This is a genomic window from Kitasatospora sp. NPDC093679 (assembly GCF_040683455.1).
Taxonomy (GTDB): Bacteria; Actinomycetota; Actinomycetes; order Streptomycetales; family Streptomycetaceae; genus Kitasatospora; species Kitasatospora arboriphila.
In genome coordinates, this window is the sequence record NZ_JBFBDW010000022.1 from 62,572 (window position 1) to 79,757 (window position 17,186).

General features: G+C 76.0%; 13 protein-coding genes. 10 read left to right on the plus strand and 3 right to left on the minus strand.

Annotated elements, in window-relative coordinates:
• Window positions 1-45: 45 nt before the first annotated feature.
• The 3 genes from AB0O09_RS19735 to AB0O09_RS19745 form a co-directional block, all read right to left on the minus strand.
• Complete coding sequence (locus AB0O09_RS19735) at window positions 46-717, minus strand: thiol:disulfide interchange protein DsbA/DsbL (protein ID WP_363542926.1); 672 nt, start codon at window positions 715-717, stop codon at window positions 46-48.
• 118 nt (window positions 718-835) lie between these two features.
• Window positions 836-1,726, minus strand: coding sequence for an SPFH domain-containing protein (locus AB0O09_RS19740; RefSeq protein WP_363542928.1), 891 nt, complete (start codon window positions 1,724-1,726; stop codon window positions 836-838).
• Window positions 1,727-1,907: 181 nt separating this feature from the next.
• The gene (locus AB0O09_RS19745) at window positions 1,908-3,020 is read right to left on the minus strand and encodes a glycosyltransferase (RefSeq protein ID WP_363542930.1); all 1,113 of its coding nucleotides are present in this window, start codon (window positions 3,018-3,020) and stop codon (window positions 1,908-1,910) included.
• 405 nt (window positions 3,021-3,425) lie between these two features.
• Here AB0O09_RS19745 and AB0O09_RS19750 point away from each other — a divergent pair, with 405 nt between their 5' ends.
• The 10 genes from AB0O09_RS19750 to AB0O09_RS19795 all read left to right on the plus strand — a co-directional run bounded on the left by AB0O09_RS19750 (window position 3,426) and on the right by AB0O09_RS19795 (window position 17,100).
• Window positions 3,426-4,571: a glycosyltransferase family 4 protein gene (locus AB0O09_RS19750; RefSeq protein WP_363542932.1), complete on the plus strand. Its 1,146-nt coding sequence runs from the start codon at window positions 3,426-3,428 to the stop codon at window positions 4,569-4,571.
• Window positions 4,572-5,087: 516 nt separating this feature from the next.
• Window positions 5,088-6,887, plus strand: coding sequence for an AAA family ATPase (locus AB0O09_RS19755; protein WP_363542934.1), 1,800 nt, complete (start codon window positions 5,088-5,090; stop codon window positions 6,885-6,887).
• Complete coding sequence (locus tag AB0O09_RS19760; RefSeq protein WP_363542936.1) at window positions 6,884-7,978, plus strand: glycosyltransferase; 1,095 nt, start codon at window positions 6,884-6,886, stop codon at window positions 7,976-7,978. Before AB0O09_RS19755 ends, AB0O09_RS19760 begins: the two co-directional genes overlap by 4 nt.
• Before the next feature lie 61 nt (window positions 7,979-8,039).
• Window positions 8,040-9,083: a GNAT family N-acetyltransferase gene (locus tag AB0O09_RS19765; RefSeq protein WP_363542938.1), complete on the plus strand. Its 1,044-nt coding sequence runs from the start codon at window positions 8,040-8,042 to the stop codon at window positions 9,081-9,083.
• Window positions 9,083-10,675, plus strand: coding sequence for a hypothetical protein (locus AB0O09_RS19770; RefSeq protein WP_363542940.1), 1,593 nt, complete (start codon window positions 9,083-9,085; stop codon window positions 10,673-10,675). The genes AB0O09_RS19765 and AB0O09_RS19770 overlap by 1 nt, the downstream gene beginning before the upstream one ends.
• On the plus strand, window positions 10,672-11,868 hold the full coding sequence (locus tag AB0O09_RS19775) for a DegT/DnrJ/EryC1/StrS family aminotransferase (protein ID WP_363542942.1): 1,197 nt from the start codon (window positions 10,672-10,674) through the stop codon (window positions 11,866-11,868). The genes AB0O09_RS19770 and AB0O09_RS19775 overlap by 4 nt, the downstream gene beginning before the upstream one ends.
• Before the next feature lie 206 nt (window positions 11,869-12,074).
• Window positions 12,075-12,518 carry a large conductance mechanosensitive channel protein MscL gene (gene mscL, locus AB0O09_RS19780; protein ID WP_363542944.1) on the plus strand — a complete coding sequence of 148 codons (444 nt, stop codon included), beginning with the start codon at window positions 12,075-12,077 and terminating at the stop codon, window positions 12,516-12,518.
• A 293-nt stretch (window positions 12,519-12,811) separates the two neighbouring features.
• Window positions 12,812-13,453 (plus strand): DUF6643 family protein, encoded by a 642-nt coding sequence (locus AB0O09_RS19785; RefSeq protein WP_363542946.1) that lies wholly within the window; start codon window positions 12,812-12,814, stop codon window positions 13,451-13,453.
• 163 nt (window positions 13,454-13,616) lie between these two features.
• Window positions 13,617-14,510, plus strand: a complete 894-nt coding sequence (locus tag AB0O09_RS19790) for an MOSC N-terminal beta barrel domain-containing protein (RefSeq protein ID WP_363542948.1) — start codon at window positions 13,617-13,619, stop codon at window positions 14,508-14,510.
• A 121-nt stretch (window positions 14,511-14,631) separates the two neighbouring features.
• Window positions 14,632-17,100, plus strand: coding sequence for a right-handed parallel beta-helix repeat-containing protein (locus AB0O09_RS19795; RefSeq protein ID WP_363542950.1), 2,469 nt, complete (start codon window positions 14,632-14,634; stop codon window positions 17,098-17,100).
• Window positions 17,101-17,186 lie beyond the last annotated feature (86 nt).

The window sequence follows — 17,186 nt, forward strand, 5'->3', positions numbered from 1 at the left end:
GCCGGCTCCCGGGCCGCCGGCGGGCGGCTGCGCGGCCCGTCCGGGTCAGCGGTGTTCGACGAGGGTGTCCATGGCGTCCGGCATCCGTTCGACGCCGCCGGCGCCGGTGGGAGAGGTGCGGCCGGAGCCGACCAGGACGGTGGGGATCTCGGTGATGCGGTTGCGGGCCATCCGCCCGGGGGCGTCGGCGACCAGCCGGTCGACCTCCGGGGAGCGCCAGGCGGCGCGGAAGGCCGCGGAGTCCAGGCCCTGGGCGAGTGCCCAGGCGGCGGCGCCGGACTCGGTGGTGAGGTCCTCGTGGCGCTCGCGGACGGCCCGGAAGACCTCGGCCTGCAGCCGGTCGACGGCGCCGAGCCGCTCCAGCGTGTAGTAGAGCCGGGCGTGGCCGAGTTGCCGCTGCTCGTCGGGGCCGCCCTGCCAGACGGCGGGCACCCGGCGCAGCACGACGTCGTCGCGGTGCCGGGCCGCCCAGCGCTCCAGCGGCTGCTCGAACTGGGCGCAGTGCTTGCAGCCGTACCAGAAGAACTCGACGGCCTCCTGCCGCTCGGCGGCGGCGCGCTGCGGGTGGCCGGGGTGCGGCGCGTGGGCGGGGAGCAGTGCGTGGGCGCCCTCGCGCGGGGTGTCGGGGGCGGCGGCCGCGGCGGTCGTGCCGGGGGCCATCGCGGCGGTGGCGGCGGTCGCGGCGAGCAGGGCGGTGGCGGTGCGCAGCAGCTTCACGGCTCCAGCCTGGCAGTGACGGTGCGTCAGTCTCCAGCCGAGGCGGGGCCGGTGGGGACGGATTCGCCCGATCGGCCGAGCGGTCGGCCGATCGGGCGGGCCGGGCTCACCGGCGGGGTCAGGCCTCGGGGGTGTGCTCGGTCTTCGTCAGGGCGGCGTGGTCGGGCGCCTCGGCGGGCCGCGGCAGCGCCGGCGTCCCGGCCTGCTCCGCCGCGGGCACCTCGGCGGCGGGCGCCGGAGCGGTCGTCGGGGCGGCACCGGCGGCCTTGGCGCCGGCGTCGAAGAAGCGCAGCAGCTCGACCGGGAACGGCAGCACCAGGGTGGAGTTCTTCTCGGCGGCGACCTCGACGACGGTCTGCAGCAGGCGCAGCTGCAGGGCGGCCGGGGTGGCGTCCATGACGGTGGCGGCCTCGGCGAGCTTGGCGGCGGCCTGGTACTCGCCGTCGGCGGTGATGATGCGGGCGCGCCGCTCACGGTCGGCCTCGGCCTGGCGGGCCATCGAGCGCTTCATCGAGTCGGGCAGGGCGACGTCCTTGATCTCGACCCGGTCGATGTGCACGCCCCAGCCCACGGCCGGGCTCTCCAGCATGAGTTCGAGGCCGCGGTGCAGGTTCTCCCGGCCGGAGAGCAGGTCGTCGAGGTCGCTCTTGCCGATGATCGAGCGCAGCGAGGTCTGGGCGACCTGGGACATCGCGAACATGTAGTTCTGCACGTCGACGGTGGCCCGGATCGGCTCCACGACGCGGAAGTAGACCACGGCGTCGACCCGGACGGAGACGTTGTCCCGGGTGATGCCCTCCTGGGCCGGCACCGGCATGGTGATCACCTGGACGTTGACCTTGCGCATCCGGTCGACCAGCGGGATCAGCAGCGTCGGGCCGGGTCCGCGGACCTGCCCGCGGACCTGGCCGAGCCGGAAGACCACCCCGCGCTCGTACTGCTGGACGACCCGGACACCGGTCAGCATCCAGAGCAGACCGGCTCCGACGATGATCGCGAGTACTGCCATCGCGCACCTTCCCCCGTCGCGGCGCAGCCGTGCCGGGTCCGGAGTGGCCCTGTCGCGCGGTGCGAGCCGCGCAGGCCAGTATGCGCGCACCCTGCGGCGGCGCACAGGCGGGGGGCGGATTCGGCGGCGCGCCCGTTCCGGACGGCGCGCCGGAGGCTTCCGGACGGTGCGCGGGACGCCCTCAGACGGTGCGTCGGGAGCCGCGGCGGGCGGTCTCGGCGAGCAGGACCTGCCAGGCGTCGGCGACCACGCCGAGGTCGAAACGGTCGAGCGCGTGCCGGCGGGCGGCGGCGCCGAGCGCGCCGTGCGCATCCGCGAGCAGCTTCTCGACGGCGCCGGCCAGGGCGGCCGCGTCACCGGGCGGGACGAGCCTGCCGGTGACGCCGTCCCGGACGACGTCACGGACCCAGCCGACGTCGGTGGCGACGGCGGGCAGGCCCGCGAGCGCGGCCTCCACCAGCACCCCGGGCACGCCCTCGCTGTCGCTGGTGAGCACCAGGGCGTCGGCGGCCCGGTAGAGCGGGGCGGGATCGGTGAGCGCGCCCAGGAAGTGCGCCCGGCCGGTGGTGTCGCGGGCGGCCGCCTCGGCGCGCAGCGGGCCGTCGCCCGCCACCGCGAGGTGGACGCCGGGCAGCAGGGCGAGGGCGTCCAGCGCGAGGTCGGGGCGCTTCTCGCGGGCGAGCGCGCCGACCCAGGCGAGCAGCGGGCCCGCGGCGGGCAGGCCGAGGGCGGCGCGGGCGGCCTGCCGGTCGGCCTCGTCCGCCGCGGGCGGGTAGCGGTCGGCGGCACGGCCGTTGGGAATGGTGCGGACGCTGCGGGCGGGCAGCCGGTAGTGGTCGAGCAGGACCTCGCGGGCCCCGTCGGAGATCGCGGCCACGGCGGCGGCACGGCGCAGCAGCAGGCCGGTGCGGAGCCGGCGGACCGGGGAGGCCGCCCAGTGCCGCGGGTCTCCGATGTTGACGTAGACGAACGGGGCGCGGCTGCCGAACAGGGCTGCGGCGCAGGCCGGCAGGGTGGAGGAGCCGTGGGCGACGACCACGTCGGCGCGGCGGGCGGCGGCGCGCAGCGCCCGCAGGGTGGCCGGGTGGAAGCGGCCCGGACCGAGCGGCTCGGCGTCCCCGACGGCGGGGGCACCGGGGGCGTCGGGGTGCGGTCGCAGGGAGCGCAGCTCGGAGCGGTGGCCGCGGCGGAGCAGTTCGGCGTGCAGGTCGCGGGCGAGGTTCTGGGCGCCGCGCCGCCGAGGGTCGGTGACCAGGTGCAGGACGGCGGGACGCGCGGACTCGGCGGCTGGCATCCCCCGACCCTGGCACAGCCCGCCCACCGCCCGCAGGCGTTCGGGGAGGTGCACCCCGGGGGCAGCACCTCAGAGGCAGCACCTCAGAGGCAGCACCTCAGGGGCAGCACCTCAGGGGCGCGGGGAACTGCGCAGTTCGGATGTGGCTCGCCGTACGAATCCGGGCCGGCCCATCTGTTGTCGTAACCGTCCCAGGATTGCGCAGTTCTCCCCCAGCCTTCGGCCGGGAGGTGCCCCCACGCGCCCCTGAGGTGCTGCCCGCTCCCGCCCGGGGCGTGCGGTGCGGCGTCGTCGCGGTTTTCCTGGCGGAGGCGGGCCGGGGCTGGGATGCTGAGCGCCTGTCAGGGCGCGGGACGGACGGGAGACCTGCCGCGCCGGTGTTCCCGGGGGGTCGCTGCTGTGCACGTGCTCTATGTGATCGACAGCCTGCACCGGATCGGCGGTGCCGAGCAGGGCCTGGCCGCGATGGCCCCGCACCTGGTGCGTTCGGGCGTGCGCCTGGACGTCGCGTACCTCAAGGAGTCGCCGGGGGGCTTCCAGCCGGAGCTGGTGGCGGCGGGTGCGCGGGTGTTCGGGGTGCACGGGTCGGGTCGGGCCGGGCGGGCGGCGGCGCTGCGTCGGCTGGTCCGCGAGCACCGGCCGGACCTGGTGCACACCACGCTGTACGAGGCGGACGTGCTGGGCCGGGCGGCGGCGCTGGCCGCGGGCACCCCGGTGGTGTCGAGCCTGGTGAACTCCTCGTACGGGCCGGAGCACCTGCACGCGCGCGGGTTGTCGCCGTGGAAGGTGCGGGCGGCGCAGGCCGTGGACGCGGCGACGGCGCAGGGCACCCGGCGCTTCCACGCCCTGACCCGACACGTCGCCTCGTCGATGGCGCGGCGGCTGCGGGTCTCGTCGGACCGGATCGACGTGGTACCGCGCGGCCGCGATCCGGAGCTGCTGGGCTCGGTGACGCCGGAGCGGCGGGCGGCGGTGCGGGCCGCGCTGGGCCTGGCGCAGGACACCCCGGTGGTGCTGGCGGCCGCCCGGCAGCAGTACCAGAAGGGGTTGGACGTGCTGGTGGAGGCGTTCGCGGGGGTGCGCCGGCAGGTGCCGGAGGCGGTGCTGCTGCTGGCGGGCAGCCCGGGTACGGAGACCGCCCGGTTGGAGGCGTTGGCGGGGCGGGCCGGGCAGGTGCGCTTCCTGGGCCCGCGCGGCGACGTGTACGACCTGATGGCGGCCTCGGACGCGTTCGCGGTGCCCTCCCGCTGGGAGGGGCTGGGCAGTGCGGCGATGGAGGCGATGGGGGTCGGGGTCCCGCTGGTGTGCGCGGACGTCCCGGCGCTGCGGGAGACCGTCGGTTCGGAGGACTACGCGCTGCTGGTGCCGCCGGAGCGGCCGGCCGAGCTGGCGGCGGCGCTGGTGTCGGCGCTGGACGACCGGGCGGCGGCGCGGGTGCGGGTGAAGGCGGCCCGGGCCCGGTTCCTCACCTCGTTCACGCTGGCGCAGGTCTGCGGGCAGATGGTCGGCTTCTACGAGCGGTCGCTGCGCCGGGTGCCGGCCGGCCGCTGAGGCCGCGCCGGGGCTGCGCCGGGCCACACCTGGCCACATCGGGCCACATCGGGTCCGCGCCGAAGTGCCGCCCCGCGCACCGGAGTTGACATGCCACGGAAAGCGGACAAAGCCGCCGCAACCATGGCAGGACGCGCGGGAGGGCCGAAATGTGCCCCGCCGAGAATCGCCAAAGCGCTTGCGCCCCAGGTCCGGGACGGCAAGCATCGCAGGGGGGAAGCGGGCTGCCGGGGGGCACGGCGATCCGCGCGAGGCATCCGGGCCGGGGCGGCCGGGTGGGTGACGCCGTCAGGGGGCCCGATGTCACAACGACTGCCACGATGCGCCGTCCTGCCGGACGGTCCGCGCCGGTCCACCGCGTTACCGGCCGCCGCCACCTGATCGCGTCCTCCCCCGGCCCGGCGCCGGGGAGCCGCCGCACCCGACCCTGCCGCATCCGGCGGCACCGGGGTCCGCCGAGGCGGGCCGGACCGGTGTCCCGCGTGCCCGCACCACGATCGCGAGGGGAACCAACCGGTGGAACCGGCAAACCACTTCACCGTCCTGCGGCGTTACTGGCGGCTGCTCGTCGGCTGCACCCTCGCCGCGCTGATCATCGGCTTCCTGCTGACGCCGGCGGGCGACGCCGTGGACGACGGCAAGTGGCAGTGCAAGGTGGCGATCACCCCGGTGGCCGGTGCCGGCGAGTCCGTCCGGGCCGATCAGGTGCTGAGCTACGCGCAGGGCTCGGACGTGACGACCACCGCGGCGAAGAAGCTCCACGTCACGGACGTGGCCGCGCTCGCCGCCCGGCGCACCGTCACCGCGGCCTCCACCCAGATGCTGGTCTTCACCACCACCGGCCCCACCCAGCAGTCCTGCACCGACCTGGCCGCGGCGCTGTCCGACGCCACCATCACGGGCTACGGCCAGGAGTCGAAGAAGAGCGCCGACGAGTCGATCAAGCGCCTCCAGGCGCAGGCCGACACCCAGCAGGAGCAGGTCAACAACCTGCAGCACGCCTTCACCAAGGCGGGCTCCGCCGACCAGCCGAAGCTCCAGCCGCAGCTGACGGCCGCGCTCAACGCGCTCACCAAGACGCTCACCGACATCAGCACCCTGCAGAACTACAGCCAGACCGACGCGATCCAGCAGTGGGGCAGCATCGACGCCAAGGAGGCCGGCGGCAGCCTGCTCAGCTCGCCCAGCCGCGGCGTGCGCCTCACCCTGGCGGTGGTGCTCGGCCTCGCGCTCGGCGTCGTCGCCGCGGTGATGCTCAGCCGGATGGACACCCGGCTGCGGACCCGCAACACCACCGAGGAGGCGTTCAACCTGCCGGTGATCGGCGAGATCCCGCAGCTCTCCCGGCGGCTGCGCCGGCTGCGGGGTCCGCTGGTGGTGGCCCGCCCGTCCGACCCGGCGGCCGAGGCCTACCGCTCGCTGCGCTCGACCCTGCTGCTCACCGGTCCGGAGTCGCTGTCGGGCCGGCCCGGCGCCGAGCCGGCCGCCCGGGGCCGTGGCGGTCCCGCGCCGGTGATCCTGGTGATGTCCGGGCGCAGCGGGGACGGCCGCACCACCACCGTCGCCAACCTGGCGGCCGCGCTGGCCGAGACCGGCCGCGGGGTGCTGGTGCTCGACTGCGACTTCCGGCACCCGCAGACCCATCTGCACTTCGGCGTCGGCGACGGTCCGGGCATGGCCGAACTCCTCAGCGGCGAACGGCTGTCGGCGCTGGACGACCTGATCCGCGAGACCGGCACCGAGGGGGTGCGGCTGATCACCGGAGGCAACACCACCGCCTACCCGGCGGCGCTGGTGCTGCGGGCCGGCGAGGTGCTGCGGCGGGCCCGCGAGCACGCCGACGTGGTGCTGATCGACACCTCGCCGCTGCTGCACGCCAACGACGCCTACGACCTCGTGCAGCACGCCGACGCGGTGCTGGTGACGGCGATGGCCGGCAACGTGACGCCGGAGCAGGCCGACCGGGTCTCCGAGCTGCTGGCCCGTACCGGTGTGCCGGTCGCCGGGGTGGCTCTGCTCGGCACGATCGGCCCCTCCGGGCGCCGGTTGAAGCGGGACGGGCTGCGCACCGGTGCGCTGCTGGTGGGCCGCACGGCCACCGCCTCCGCGCGGTCCGAGGAGGGCCGCCGCTCCCCCGCCGCGGCGCGCGGGGAGGCTGCCGGCCGGCCGGGGCCCGCCGAGCGGCCGGCACCGCCCGCGCCGGTCGCGCCCGTCGCCGAGGAGCACCACCGGGCGGCACCGAGCTGGGCGCGCCGGCCCGGCGGCGAGTCGGTGGTCGAGACGACGCTGCAGCTGCGCGAAATCGAGGAGCGGTGAGCGGCCGCCGGCGGGTGCTCTGGCTGGCCAAGGGCCTCGGCCGGGGCGGCGCCGAGCAGTTGCTGCTGAACTGCGCCCGGCACGCCGACACCGGGCGGTACGAGATCGAGGTGGCCTACGTGCTGCCGTACAAGGACGCCCTGGTGCCCGCGCTGGAGGCGGCCGGGGTGCGGGTGCACTGCCTGGGCGGGGCGCCGGGTGCGCTCTGGCCGGTGCGGCTGCGCCGGCTGCTCGCCGAGCGCCGCTACGACCTGGTGCACTCGCACATGCCGGTCCCGGCGGTGGCGGCCCGGCTGCTGGCGGTCGGCCGGCGGGCGCCGCGGCTGGTGCACACCGAGCACAACGTCTGGGAGCGGTACCGGACGGCCACCCGCTGGGCCAACGCGCTGACGTACCGGCGCAACGACGCGGTGGTGGCGGTCTCGCACGCGGTGGCGGCGACGATCGCCCGGCGGCGTCCGGACGAGGGCTGGGTCACCGTGGTGCACCACGGCCCGGACCTTGCGGGCGCCCCCGAGGGGCCGGCCGCCCGGGCCGCCGCCCGCGCCGCGCTCGGTCTGCCGGTGGACGCACCGGTGGTCGGCACGGTCGGCAACCTGACCGCCAAGAAGGACCAGGCCACCCTGCTCGCCGCCTTCGGGCTGCTGCGCCGCGAGCACCCCTCGGCGGCGCTGGTGCTGATCGGCGCCGGGCCGCTGGAGGCCGAGCTACGGGCCCGGGCCGGCGGGGGCGTGGTGTTCGCCGGTTCCCGGCCGGACGTGCCGGCGCTGCTGCCCGCGCTGGACGTGTTCACCCTGAGCTCCCGCCAGGAGGGCCTGCCGGTGGCCCTGATGGAGGCGATGGCCAGCGGCCTGCCGTCGGTGGTGACCCGGGTCGGCGGGATGCCGGAGGTGGTGGACGACGGTGTCGAGGGGCTGCTGGTGCCGCCGGGCGACCCGGCGGCGCTGGCCGGCGCGCTCGGCCGGCTGGCCGCCGACGAGGGGCTGCGCGAGCGGTTCGGGAAGGCCGCCCGGGAGCGGTCCCGGACCTTCGACACGGCCGGGGCGCAGCGCGCGATCGAGCAGGTGTACGCCCGGGTGCTGGCCCGTTGACCGTTGCGGTCACCGACCGGCAGCACCCGCCGAGCGAGACGACATGGAGCCGAAGACCCAGATGACCGAGTCAAGCGCCGGGCTGACGTACCGTCCGCTCGTGGACGCCGACACGCCCGCCGTGCTGGACCTGCTGACCGCCTCGCTGGCGGGCGGGCCGACCGGCATGCGCAGTGCCGAGTTCTTCGAGTGGAAGCACCGACGGAACCCGTTCGGTGCGAGTCCGGGCCTGGTCGCCGAGGAGGCGGGCGGGCGGCTGGCCGGGGTGCGGCTGTTCCTGCGCTGGCAGTGGCAGGCGGGCGGGCGGACGGTGCCGGCCGTCCGCCCGGTGGACACCGCGACCCACCCGGAGTTCCAGGGCCGGGGGATCTTCCGCGATCTGACGCTGCGGCTGCTGGAGGAGGTCTCCGGCGACACCGAGCTGGTCTTCAACACGCCGAACGGCAACAGCCTGCCGGGTTACCTGAAGATGGGCTGGCGGGAGCTCGGCCGGGTGCCGATCGCCGTGCGGGTGGCCCGGCCGGCGGCGTTCGCGCGCGGTGCGCGGGCAGCGCTGGCCCGCCGCGGGGCGGGTGCGGCGGGCCCGCCGGTGTGCCCGCTGCCGACCGCCGAGGACTGGTTCGCCGGCCCGCGGAAGGGGCTGGACGAGCTGCTGCGGGAGCGGGCGGCCGCGGACGTCACCGACACCCGGCTGGCCGTCCGGCGCACCGCGGACTTCCTGCGCTGGCGGTACGGCGACGCGCCCGGCCTGGACTACCGGGTGCTGACCTGCCACCGCGGCGGCGAGCTGGCCGGGGTGGCGTTCGGCCGGCCGCGGCGGCGCGGGCCGCTGGCCGAGTTCACACTCGCCGACGTGATCGTCCGGCCGGGCGACCGGGGCAGCGCGGCGCGGCTGCTGAAGCAGGCCGCGAAGGCGGGCTGCGACCACGTCGCGGGCCACCTCGCGGCGGGCACCGAGGCCGCCGCGGCCGCCCGGCGCAGCGGCTACCTGACGGCTCCGCGCACCGGGATGGTGCTCGCCGCCCGGTCCCCGTCCGGTCCGCTCACGGCGGGCCGGATCCCGGCCGACTGGCGGTTCAACCTGGGTGACCTGGAGGTCTTCTGATGGCCGCTCCGGCGGTCGCGGCGCGGCCGGCGGTGACGGCGGTGGCCGCGCTGGCCCGGCGGGTGCCCTGGCCGTCGGCGGTGGCGGCCGCGCTGGTGGTCGGCTACGTGACGCTGTTCGTGCTGGCGATGGTGCACACCGGGTACGACACCTGGGGGGCGCTGCTGGTCCTGCCCGCGCTGATGGCGATCGGCACGCCGGTCCTGGCGCGGGTCGCCGCCGCCAACCCGGAGAAGGACGTCTTCCGGCTGCTGATGCTGGCGATGGCGCTCAAGCTGCTGTGCGCCTTCCCGCGGTACCTGATGGCCTTCGTGCTGTACGGCGGCGCGGCCGACGCCAAGATGTACCACCAGCGGGGCAGCGAGCTGGCGCTGTTCCTGGACACCCACAGCCCGCTCTCCGGGACGTTCCACTACGACCTGGGGATGAAGGTCGCCGGCACCGGCTTCATCATCATCGTGACCGGCGCGGTGTACGCGATCACCGGTCCGTCACTGGTCGGCGGCTTCCTGGTGTTCTCCTGGCTGGGCTTCTGGGGTCTGCTGCTGTTCTGGCGGGCGCTGCAGATCGCCTTCCCCGAGGCGGACTCCCGGCGGTACGCGAAGCTGGTGTTCTTCCTGCCGTCGCTGCTGTTCTGGCCGTCCAGCATCGGCAAGGACGCCTGGATGATGTTCTGCCTGGGCCTGACCACCTACGGCGTGGCGCGGCTGCTGGACCGCCGGTTCGGCGCGTTCCTCTGCATCGCGCTGGGTTCGCTGGGCACCGGCATGGTCCGTCCGCACGTCACCGTGCTGGCCGGCGCGGGCCTGACGGTGGCGTACGTGCTGCGCCGGCGGCCGCAGCAGGTGAGCGCGCTGGGGCCGCTGCGCACGGTGCTCACCGTGGTGGTGCTGGGCGTGATGGTGATGCTGATGCTGCAGCAGGTGTCGACGTTCTTCGGGACGAGCGGCACCGGCGGCGACAGCGTCAACCAGGTGCTGTCGGAGACCTCGCGGCGCACCTCGCAGGGCGGGTCGGTGATCAACCAGGCGGCGGACGACGACTCGCCGCAGTTCAGCCTGAATCCGGCGGGACTGCCGGTGGCGGTGGTCAGCGTGCTGTTCCGGCCCTTCCCGTTCGAGGCGTCGAACGTGCAGAACCTGGTGCAGTCGGTGGAGTGCTTCGCGCTGCTGGTGATGTTCATCCGCAGCTGGCCGCGGCTGAGCCAGGTGCCGCGGTGGTTCCTGCGGCGCTCCTACGTCGCCTTCACGATCGTCTACACCCTGCTGTTCTGCTGGGCGTTCTCGACCATCAACAACATGGGCATCCTGTCGCGCGAACGCGTGCAGGTGCTGCCGCTGGTGCTGGTGCTGCTCGCCGTCCCGCGGCCGGACGGGGACCGCCCGCGGGTGCGGGCGCACTCCCGGCCGCCGCTGTGGCGGGTGCAGCCCGGCCAGTGGGGCGGCCGGCCCACAGCGCTTCCGGGCACAGCGGGGCCGCCCGGTGGTGCCGTGCCGTCCGGGCCGGCACCGCCCGACCCCGCCGCGGCGGCACCCGCCTCCGCGCGGACACCCGGCAACCGACCGACCCAGGGGGGATCGACCCGACCATGACCACCGACCTCGACACGCCCGCCGCCCTCGGCGGCACCCCGGCCTTCCCCGACGGCCTGCCGCTGACCCGGGTGAAGGTCCCGCACGCCGACGAGGCGCTGACCCGGATCGCCGCGGTGCTGGAGAGCGGCCAGCTCACCAACGGGCGGACGGTCGCCGAACTGGAGGAGCGGGCCGCCGAGCTGCTGCGGGTGCCGCATGTGGTGGCGGTCTCCAACTGCACGGCCGGTCTGATGCTGGTGCTGCAGGCCGCGGGGGTGGGCGGCGGCCGGCCGGCGCTGATGCCCGGCTTCACCTTCTCGGCGACCGCGCACGCCGCGCACTGGGCGGGCGGCACCCCGCTGTTCGCGGAGGCCCGCGAACAGGACGTCACCCTCGACCCGGAGGACGCCGAGGCGCGGCTGAAGGCCGCCGACCGGCCGGCCGCGCTGATGGCCACCCACGTGTACGGCACCCCCTGCCAGGTGGAGCGGCTGCAGCAGGTCGCGGACGCGGCCGGGGTACCGCTGGTCTACGACGCCGCGCACGGCTTCGGCAGCGCCCGCGGCGGGGTGCCGATCGGCGGCTTCGGGCTGGCAGAGGTGTTCTCGATGAGCCCGACGAAGGTGGCGGTGGCCGGTGAGGGCGGTCTGGTCGCCACCCGGGACGCCTCGCTCGCGGCGACCCTGCGCACCGCCCGCGACTACGGCAACCCGGGCGACTACGACACGCTCTTCCCCGGCCTGAACGCCCGGATGAGCGAGCTGCACGCGGCGGTCGGCCTGGCCTCGCTGACCGGCCTGCCCGAGCGGGTGGCGCACCGCGGGGCGCTGGTGGAGGTGTTCGCGGCCGCGGTGGCGGGGCTGCCGGGCCTGCGGCTCGCCCTGCCGGAGCCGGGCGACACCTCGACCTTCAAGGACCTGACGCTGATCGTGGACGCGGCCGCGTTCGGCCTCGGTGCCGCGGAGCTCGGCCGGGCGCTGAAGGCGGAGGGGGTGGACACCCGCCGCTACTTCTTCCCGCCGGTGCACCGCCAGCGCGCCTACGCGCACCTCGGGCAGGCGGGGGCGCTGCCGCTGACGGACCGGCTGGCCGACTCGGTGCTGACGGTGCCGCTCTGGTCGCACATGGACGCCGCGACGGTGCGGCGGGTGGCCGGGGCGGTGGTGAAGGTGCAGGCGCACGCCGATCGGCTCCGGGCGGCCGGGATCTGACGGCCCGTGGGGTGTCGCGGGCGGGCCTGCGGGGCCGTCCGCGGGCGCGGCCCGGCCCACCCGGAGCGCAACCCGGTACGACGACTGGGCGGAACGGGTGACGGCGGCTGGACCGCGCCGTCCCGGCCTCGGCAGGATGGCCGGCGGGGTCGAAGGGCCCGGCCGGCCGGGCCGGCGCGGCCCGACGCATTTCGAGGAGTCACCCGGTGTTCAAGGGATTCCGCAGCTTCCTGCTGCGCGGCAACGTCGTCGACCTGGCGGTCGGCATCGTCATCGGCGCGGCCTTCACGGCCGTGGTGACGGGCTTCGTGACGGCGTTCCTGACCCCGCTGATCGGCATCGCCAGCGGCGCGGTCGGCGACTACAGCAAGGAGTCCTTCAGCGTCGCGGGCACCGTGTTCCCGTACGGGGCGTTCCTGAACGCGCTGATCAGCTTCGTGCTGATCGCCGCGGTGATCTACTTCGCCGTGGTGGTGCCGGTCGGGCGACTGCAGGCCCGCTTCGAGCCGCGCAAGGACGTGCCGGTGGCGAAGGCCGACTGCCCGGACTGCCTGAGCACGGTGCCGGTCGCGGCCGTCCGCTGCGCGCACTGCACGACGGAGCTGGCGGGCCGTCCCGGCTTCCCGGCGCAGAGCGTACACGTCGGCTGACGTGCGGTTTCTCCGGCGGGTCCGGTCCGTCCGCGAGACGGTCGGGCCCACCGGCGCGCGGTCCGCACCGCACGCCCTCCGGTTCGGACGGCCGAGGGTCCGACGAACCGACGTCGGCGGTTCGCCCGGCGTTCGACCGGCGGTCAGGGGGTTCGGATGGCTTGAACTGGCCGACAATATGTCGGATTTGCACACTTTCGAGCGTTTCGATCGAGCGAAGACTGTGTGAACGGTCGAAATCCCACCTCTTCCACTCTCCTCAGCAGGCACGTTGTGGGCTTACGGTATGCCCCATGACCTCGCCCCGCTCCTACGACGGAGTCGGCTACCCCTCTCCGTCCTTCTCCTCCGGCACGCCCATCTACGACAGCCTCGTCGCAGAACGCGGTGTCCCGCAGATCGCGCCCATCAACGTGCCGGCGGCCCTGCCCCCGGCCACCTACGGCTCCGGCTACGGCAGCAGCTACGGCAGTGGCTACGGCACCGGCTTCGACAGCCCGGTGAGCAACCTGCCCGCGCTCCCGCCGGCCCGCCTCGCCCTGGGCCCCGGCCCCAGCAGCGGCCCCGCCACCTCGTACATCCCGGCGCAGACCGCGCCGTCGGTGTACGCGGCGGCCCCGCAGCCGGCCGTCCCCGGGTACGGCAGCCCGCAGCCGTACCTCCCCCCGCAGCGCCCGCAGGCGCCGGTCTCCCCCGCCCCCCAGGCCGGGTACCAGACCGGGCAGAGCTTCGGCGGCCAGAACGGCTTCGCGTCGGCGCCCTCGGGCATGTCCGGCCAGCAGTTCGGTGCGCAGGGCTTCGGCCAGGGCCCGCAGCAGGGTTTCGCCGACCAGAGCTTCGGCGGCAACCAGCTGCGCCCGGCCGCACCGGTCGCCCCGGTCCGTCCCGTCCAGCAGCAGTACCCCGGCCCCGCGTACTACCCGCAGGCCGGCTGACCGAAGCCGCACCACCCCGGCGAACGAGGGCGCCGGGCGGAGCAAGGGCACGAGGTCTTCCTCTCCGGGGCCGTCCGGCCCGCCGTACCAGGCGGACCGGGCGGCCTCCGTGCATTCCCGGCCGCGGCACCGGAGCACCGCCGCCGACTGGCAGGATGGGGGCATGCCGCAGCTGACCGCCCTCCACGTCTATCCCGTCAAGTCGACCTACCGGCTGAGCCCGGACAGCGCCGGGGTGGAGCCGTGGGGCCTCGCCGGCGACCGCCGCTGGATGCTCGCCGACCCCACGGGCCGCGCCGTCACCCAGCGCGACGACCCCTCCCTCGGCCAGTACCGCACCCGGCCGCACGCCGACGGCTCACTGACCGTCACCGACCCCGACGGCACGAGCATCCGCATCCCCGCACCGAGCACCGCCGCCGGCGACCCGGCCGCGCAGGCCGACGTCTTCGGCACCTTCTTCCCCGCCGTGGAGGCCGCGAAGGAGGCACAGGTCTGGTTCGCCGACCGCCTCGGCGACGTCCGCCTGCTGCACCTGGAGGACCCCGCCGGCAGCCGGCGGATCGACCCCGAGTACAGCCGGCCCGGCGAGACCACCAGCATGGCCGACGGCTTCCCGCTGCTGCTCGCCACCACCGCCTCGCTGGCCGCGCTCAACGAGCACCTCGCCGTCGACCACCCCGCCGGCGACCGGCGCGCCGAGCCGCTGCCGATGGAGCGCTTCCGCCCCAACCTGGTCGTCTCCGGCACCGAGCCGTGGGCCGAGGACGGCTGGCGGCGGATCCGGGTCGGCGAGGTGGTCTTCCGGGTCGCCAAGCCCTGCGGCCGCTGCGTGGTGACCACCACCGACCAGGAGACCGGCGAGCGCCGCGGCCCCGAGCCGCTGCTCGCGCTCGGCCGGCACCGCCGCTTCGGCAAGAAGCTCGTCTTCGGCCAGAACCTCGTCCCGGAGCGTCCCGAGGGCGTCACCGGCGACCTGCTCGGCACCCTGCGGGTAGGCGACGAGGTCACCGTGCTGGAGGAGGGCCCGCGGCCGCAGCCGGACGCCCGGCGCTGACCGGCACCGCGCCGTCGCCCACTCGTTGTAGTGCGCGGACGGCCCCCGCACCGCGGCCGGGGGCGCCCCCGCGGGCGGCCGACCATCGCAGGGCTCCGACGAAGGTGGGATGACAGACCGCATGGCAGAGCAGAGGGTCCGGGTCACGCAGGACAGCGGGTCCCGCTGGCGGCGCCGCGCCGGCGAGTACGACACGCTCGGGGAGGCCCTGGAGGCCGCCGAACCGGGCGACACCGTGACCGTGCGGCCGGGCGTCTTCCGGGAGGCGGTGGTGATCGACAAACCGGTCACCGTGCTGGCCGCCCAGGGCCCCGGCAGCGTCCGGATCAGCCCGCCCGCCGGGGTGCCGCTGACCGTCGCCGCCGCCGCGACCGTCCAGGACGTGGTCGTCGAGGGCTCCGACCGGTCGCTGCCCGCCGTCCTGGTCACCGCGGACGGCGCCCGGCTCACCGGCTGCCGGATCGACACCCAGGCCTCCGCCGGCGTCGAACTCGGCGACGGCGCCTCCGCCGTGCTCCGCTCCTGCACCGTCGCCAACCCGGCCGGCCTCGGGGTGCGGCTGCGCCCCGGCGCCCGGGCCGGCCTCCAGGAGTGCGAGGTCTCCGCCGCGGGCCAGGCCGGCATCGCGGTGCTCGGCGGCGCCGCCGCCGTGCTGGACCGCTGCAAGGTCCACCACACCGGGGGCGCCGGACTGCTGCTCACCGGCGCCGACAGCGGCGCCGAACTGACCGGCTGCGAGATCTACGAGATCCGCGGCAGCGGCGTGCAGGCCGAGGACGGCGCGGTCGGCCGCCTCACCGACTGCACCGTGCACCGGGTCACCGGCAACGGCCTCACCCTGGACACCGATGCCGAGCTGCTGCTCGCCGGCTGCCGCATCCACGACCTGCCGGAGAACGCCGCCGACCTGCGCGGCCGGGCCCGGCTGCGGCTGGAGCGCTGCACCCTGCACACCTTCGGCCGGGGCGCGCTCTCCGTCTGGGACGCCGGCACCGAGGTCGAGGCCGAGGGCAGCGAGATCCACTCCGCCGACGGCGACTACCCGGCGCTGTGGGTCAGCGACGGCGCCCGCCTCGCCCTCGCCGACTGCACCCTGCACGACCTCCCCGACGCCCTGTTCGTGCTCGACCGCGACTCCCGGGCGAGCGCCGCCGACTGCTCGTTCAGCCGGATCCGCTCCTCCGCCGTCTCGGTCAGCGGCGGCGCCACCGCCGACCTGACGGACTGCCGGATCCAGGAGGCCGGCACCGGGCTCTGGTTCCGCGACCACGGCAGCGGCGGCCTGCTCACCGGCTGCGAGATCGCCGACGTCGCCACCGGCGTGATCGTCGCCAAGGGCGCCGACCCGGTGCTGCGCGAGTGCACGGTGCGCGGCGCGGGCGACGCCGGGGTGTACGTCTCGGCCCAGGGCCGCGGCACCTTCGAGGACTGCCGGGTCTCGCACGGCCGCGGCTTCGGCTTCCACGTCATCGACGGCTGCCGCACGGTGCTCACCCGCTGCCGGGCCGAGCAGAACGGCCGGGCCGGCTTCGAGTTCTCCGAGGCGGGCCCGGTCACCGAGGGCTGCGTCTCGGACGACGTCCCCCCGCCGCCGCCCGCGCTGCCGGTGCCGCGCGCCGCGCTGCCCGCGGCCCCGCCGCTCGCCCCCGCCCCGTCGTACCCGCCGCTGCTCGCACCGGCGGCCGGGTCTGCTGCCGGTCCCGCGCTGCTGCCGGCGACGGCCCGGCTGACCAGCGCCGGGCCGGCCCCGGCCGGGGCGGCCGCGATCGCACCGATCCCCGACTGCCGCCCCGCCGACGAGGCGCTCGCCGAACTGGACGCCCTGGTCGGCCTGGCCACCGTCAAGCAGGAGGTGCGCACCCTGATCGACCTGATCACCGTCGGCCGGCGCCGCCGCAAGGCCGGGCTGAAGGCTCCCTCGCTCCGCCGGCACCTGGTCTTCACGGGCGCCCCCGGCACCGGCAAGACCACGGTCGCCCGGCTGTACGGCGAGATCCTGGCCTCGCTCGGGGTGCTGCAGCGCGGCCACCTCGTCGAGGTGGCCCGGGTCGACCTGGTCGGCGAGCACATCGGCTCCACCGCGATCCGCACCGCCGCCGCCTTCGACCGGGCCCGCGGCGGGGTCCTGTTCATCGACGAGGCGTACGCGCTGGCGCCGGAGGACGGCGGGCGGGACTTCGGCCGGGAGGCGATCGACACCCTGGTGAAGCTGATGGAGGACCACCGGGACGAGGTGGTGGTGATCGTCGCCGGCTACACCGCCGAGATGGAACGCTTCCTCGTCGCCAACCCCGGCCTGTCCTCGCGGTTCTCCCGGACGGTCACCTTCCCCGACTACAGCGCCGACGAGCTGCTGGAGATCGCCCGCGCCCAGTGCGCCGAACACGAGTACGCGCTGGCCGAGGCGACCGAGAAGGCCCTGCGCGAGCACTTCGCCGGCCTGGAGCGCGGACCGGCCTTCGGCAACGGCCGGACGGCCCGGCAGGTGTTCGAGACGATGGTGGAGCGGCACGCGATGCGGGTCGCCCAGCTCGCCGACCCGTCCACCGAGGAGCTGCAGCTGCTCGTCCCGGCGGACCTCCCGCTCTGACCTGGCCGGCCGGCCGCCGGCGTTCCCGTCGGCCGCCCGCGTTCTCGGGGTCCCGGGCTTCTCGGGGGCTTCGGCGGCCGGGCCGC

What these genes read in the sequence shown, in the direction of transcription:
- AB0O09_RS19740 (WP_363542928.1), bottom strand. Translation starts at nt 1,726, where the DNA reads ATGGCAGTACTCGCGATCATCGTCGGAGCCGGTCTGCTCTGGATGCTG.
- AB0O09_RS19745 (WP_363542930.1), bottom strand. Translation starts at nt 3,020, where the DNA reads ATGCCAGCCGCCGAGTCCGCGCGTCCCGCCGTCCTGCACCTGGTCACC.
- AB0O09_RS19765 (WP_363542938.1), top strand. Translation starts at nt 8,040, where the DNA reads ATGACCGAGTCAAGCGCCGGGCTGACGTACCGTCCGCTCGTGGACGCC.
- AB0O09_RS19770 (WP_363542940.1), top strand. Translation starts at nt 9,083, where the DNA reads ATGGCCGCTCCGGCGGTCGCGGCGCGGCCGGCGGTGACGGCGGTGGCC.
- AB0O09_RS19775 (WP_363542942.1), top strand. Translation starts at nt 10,672, where the DNA reads ATGACCACCGACCTCGACACGCCCGCCGCCCTCGGCGGCACCCCGGCC.
- AB0O09_RS19785 (WP_363542946.1), top strand. Translation starts at nt 12,812, where the DNA reads ATGACCTCGCCCCGCTCCTACGACGGAGTCGGCTACCCCTCTCCGTCC.
- AB0O09_RS19790 (WP_363542948.1), top strand. Translation starts at nt 13,617, where the DNA reads ATGCCGCAGCTGACCGCCCTCCACGTCTATCCCGTCAAGTCGACCTAC.
- AB0O09_RS19795 (WP_363542950.1), top strand. Translation starts at nt 14,632, where the DNA reads ATGGCAGAGCAGAGGGTCCGGGTCACGCAGGACAGCGGGTCCCGCTGG.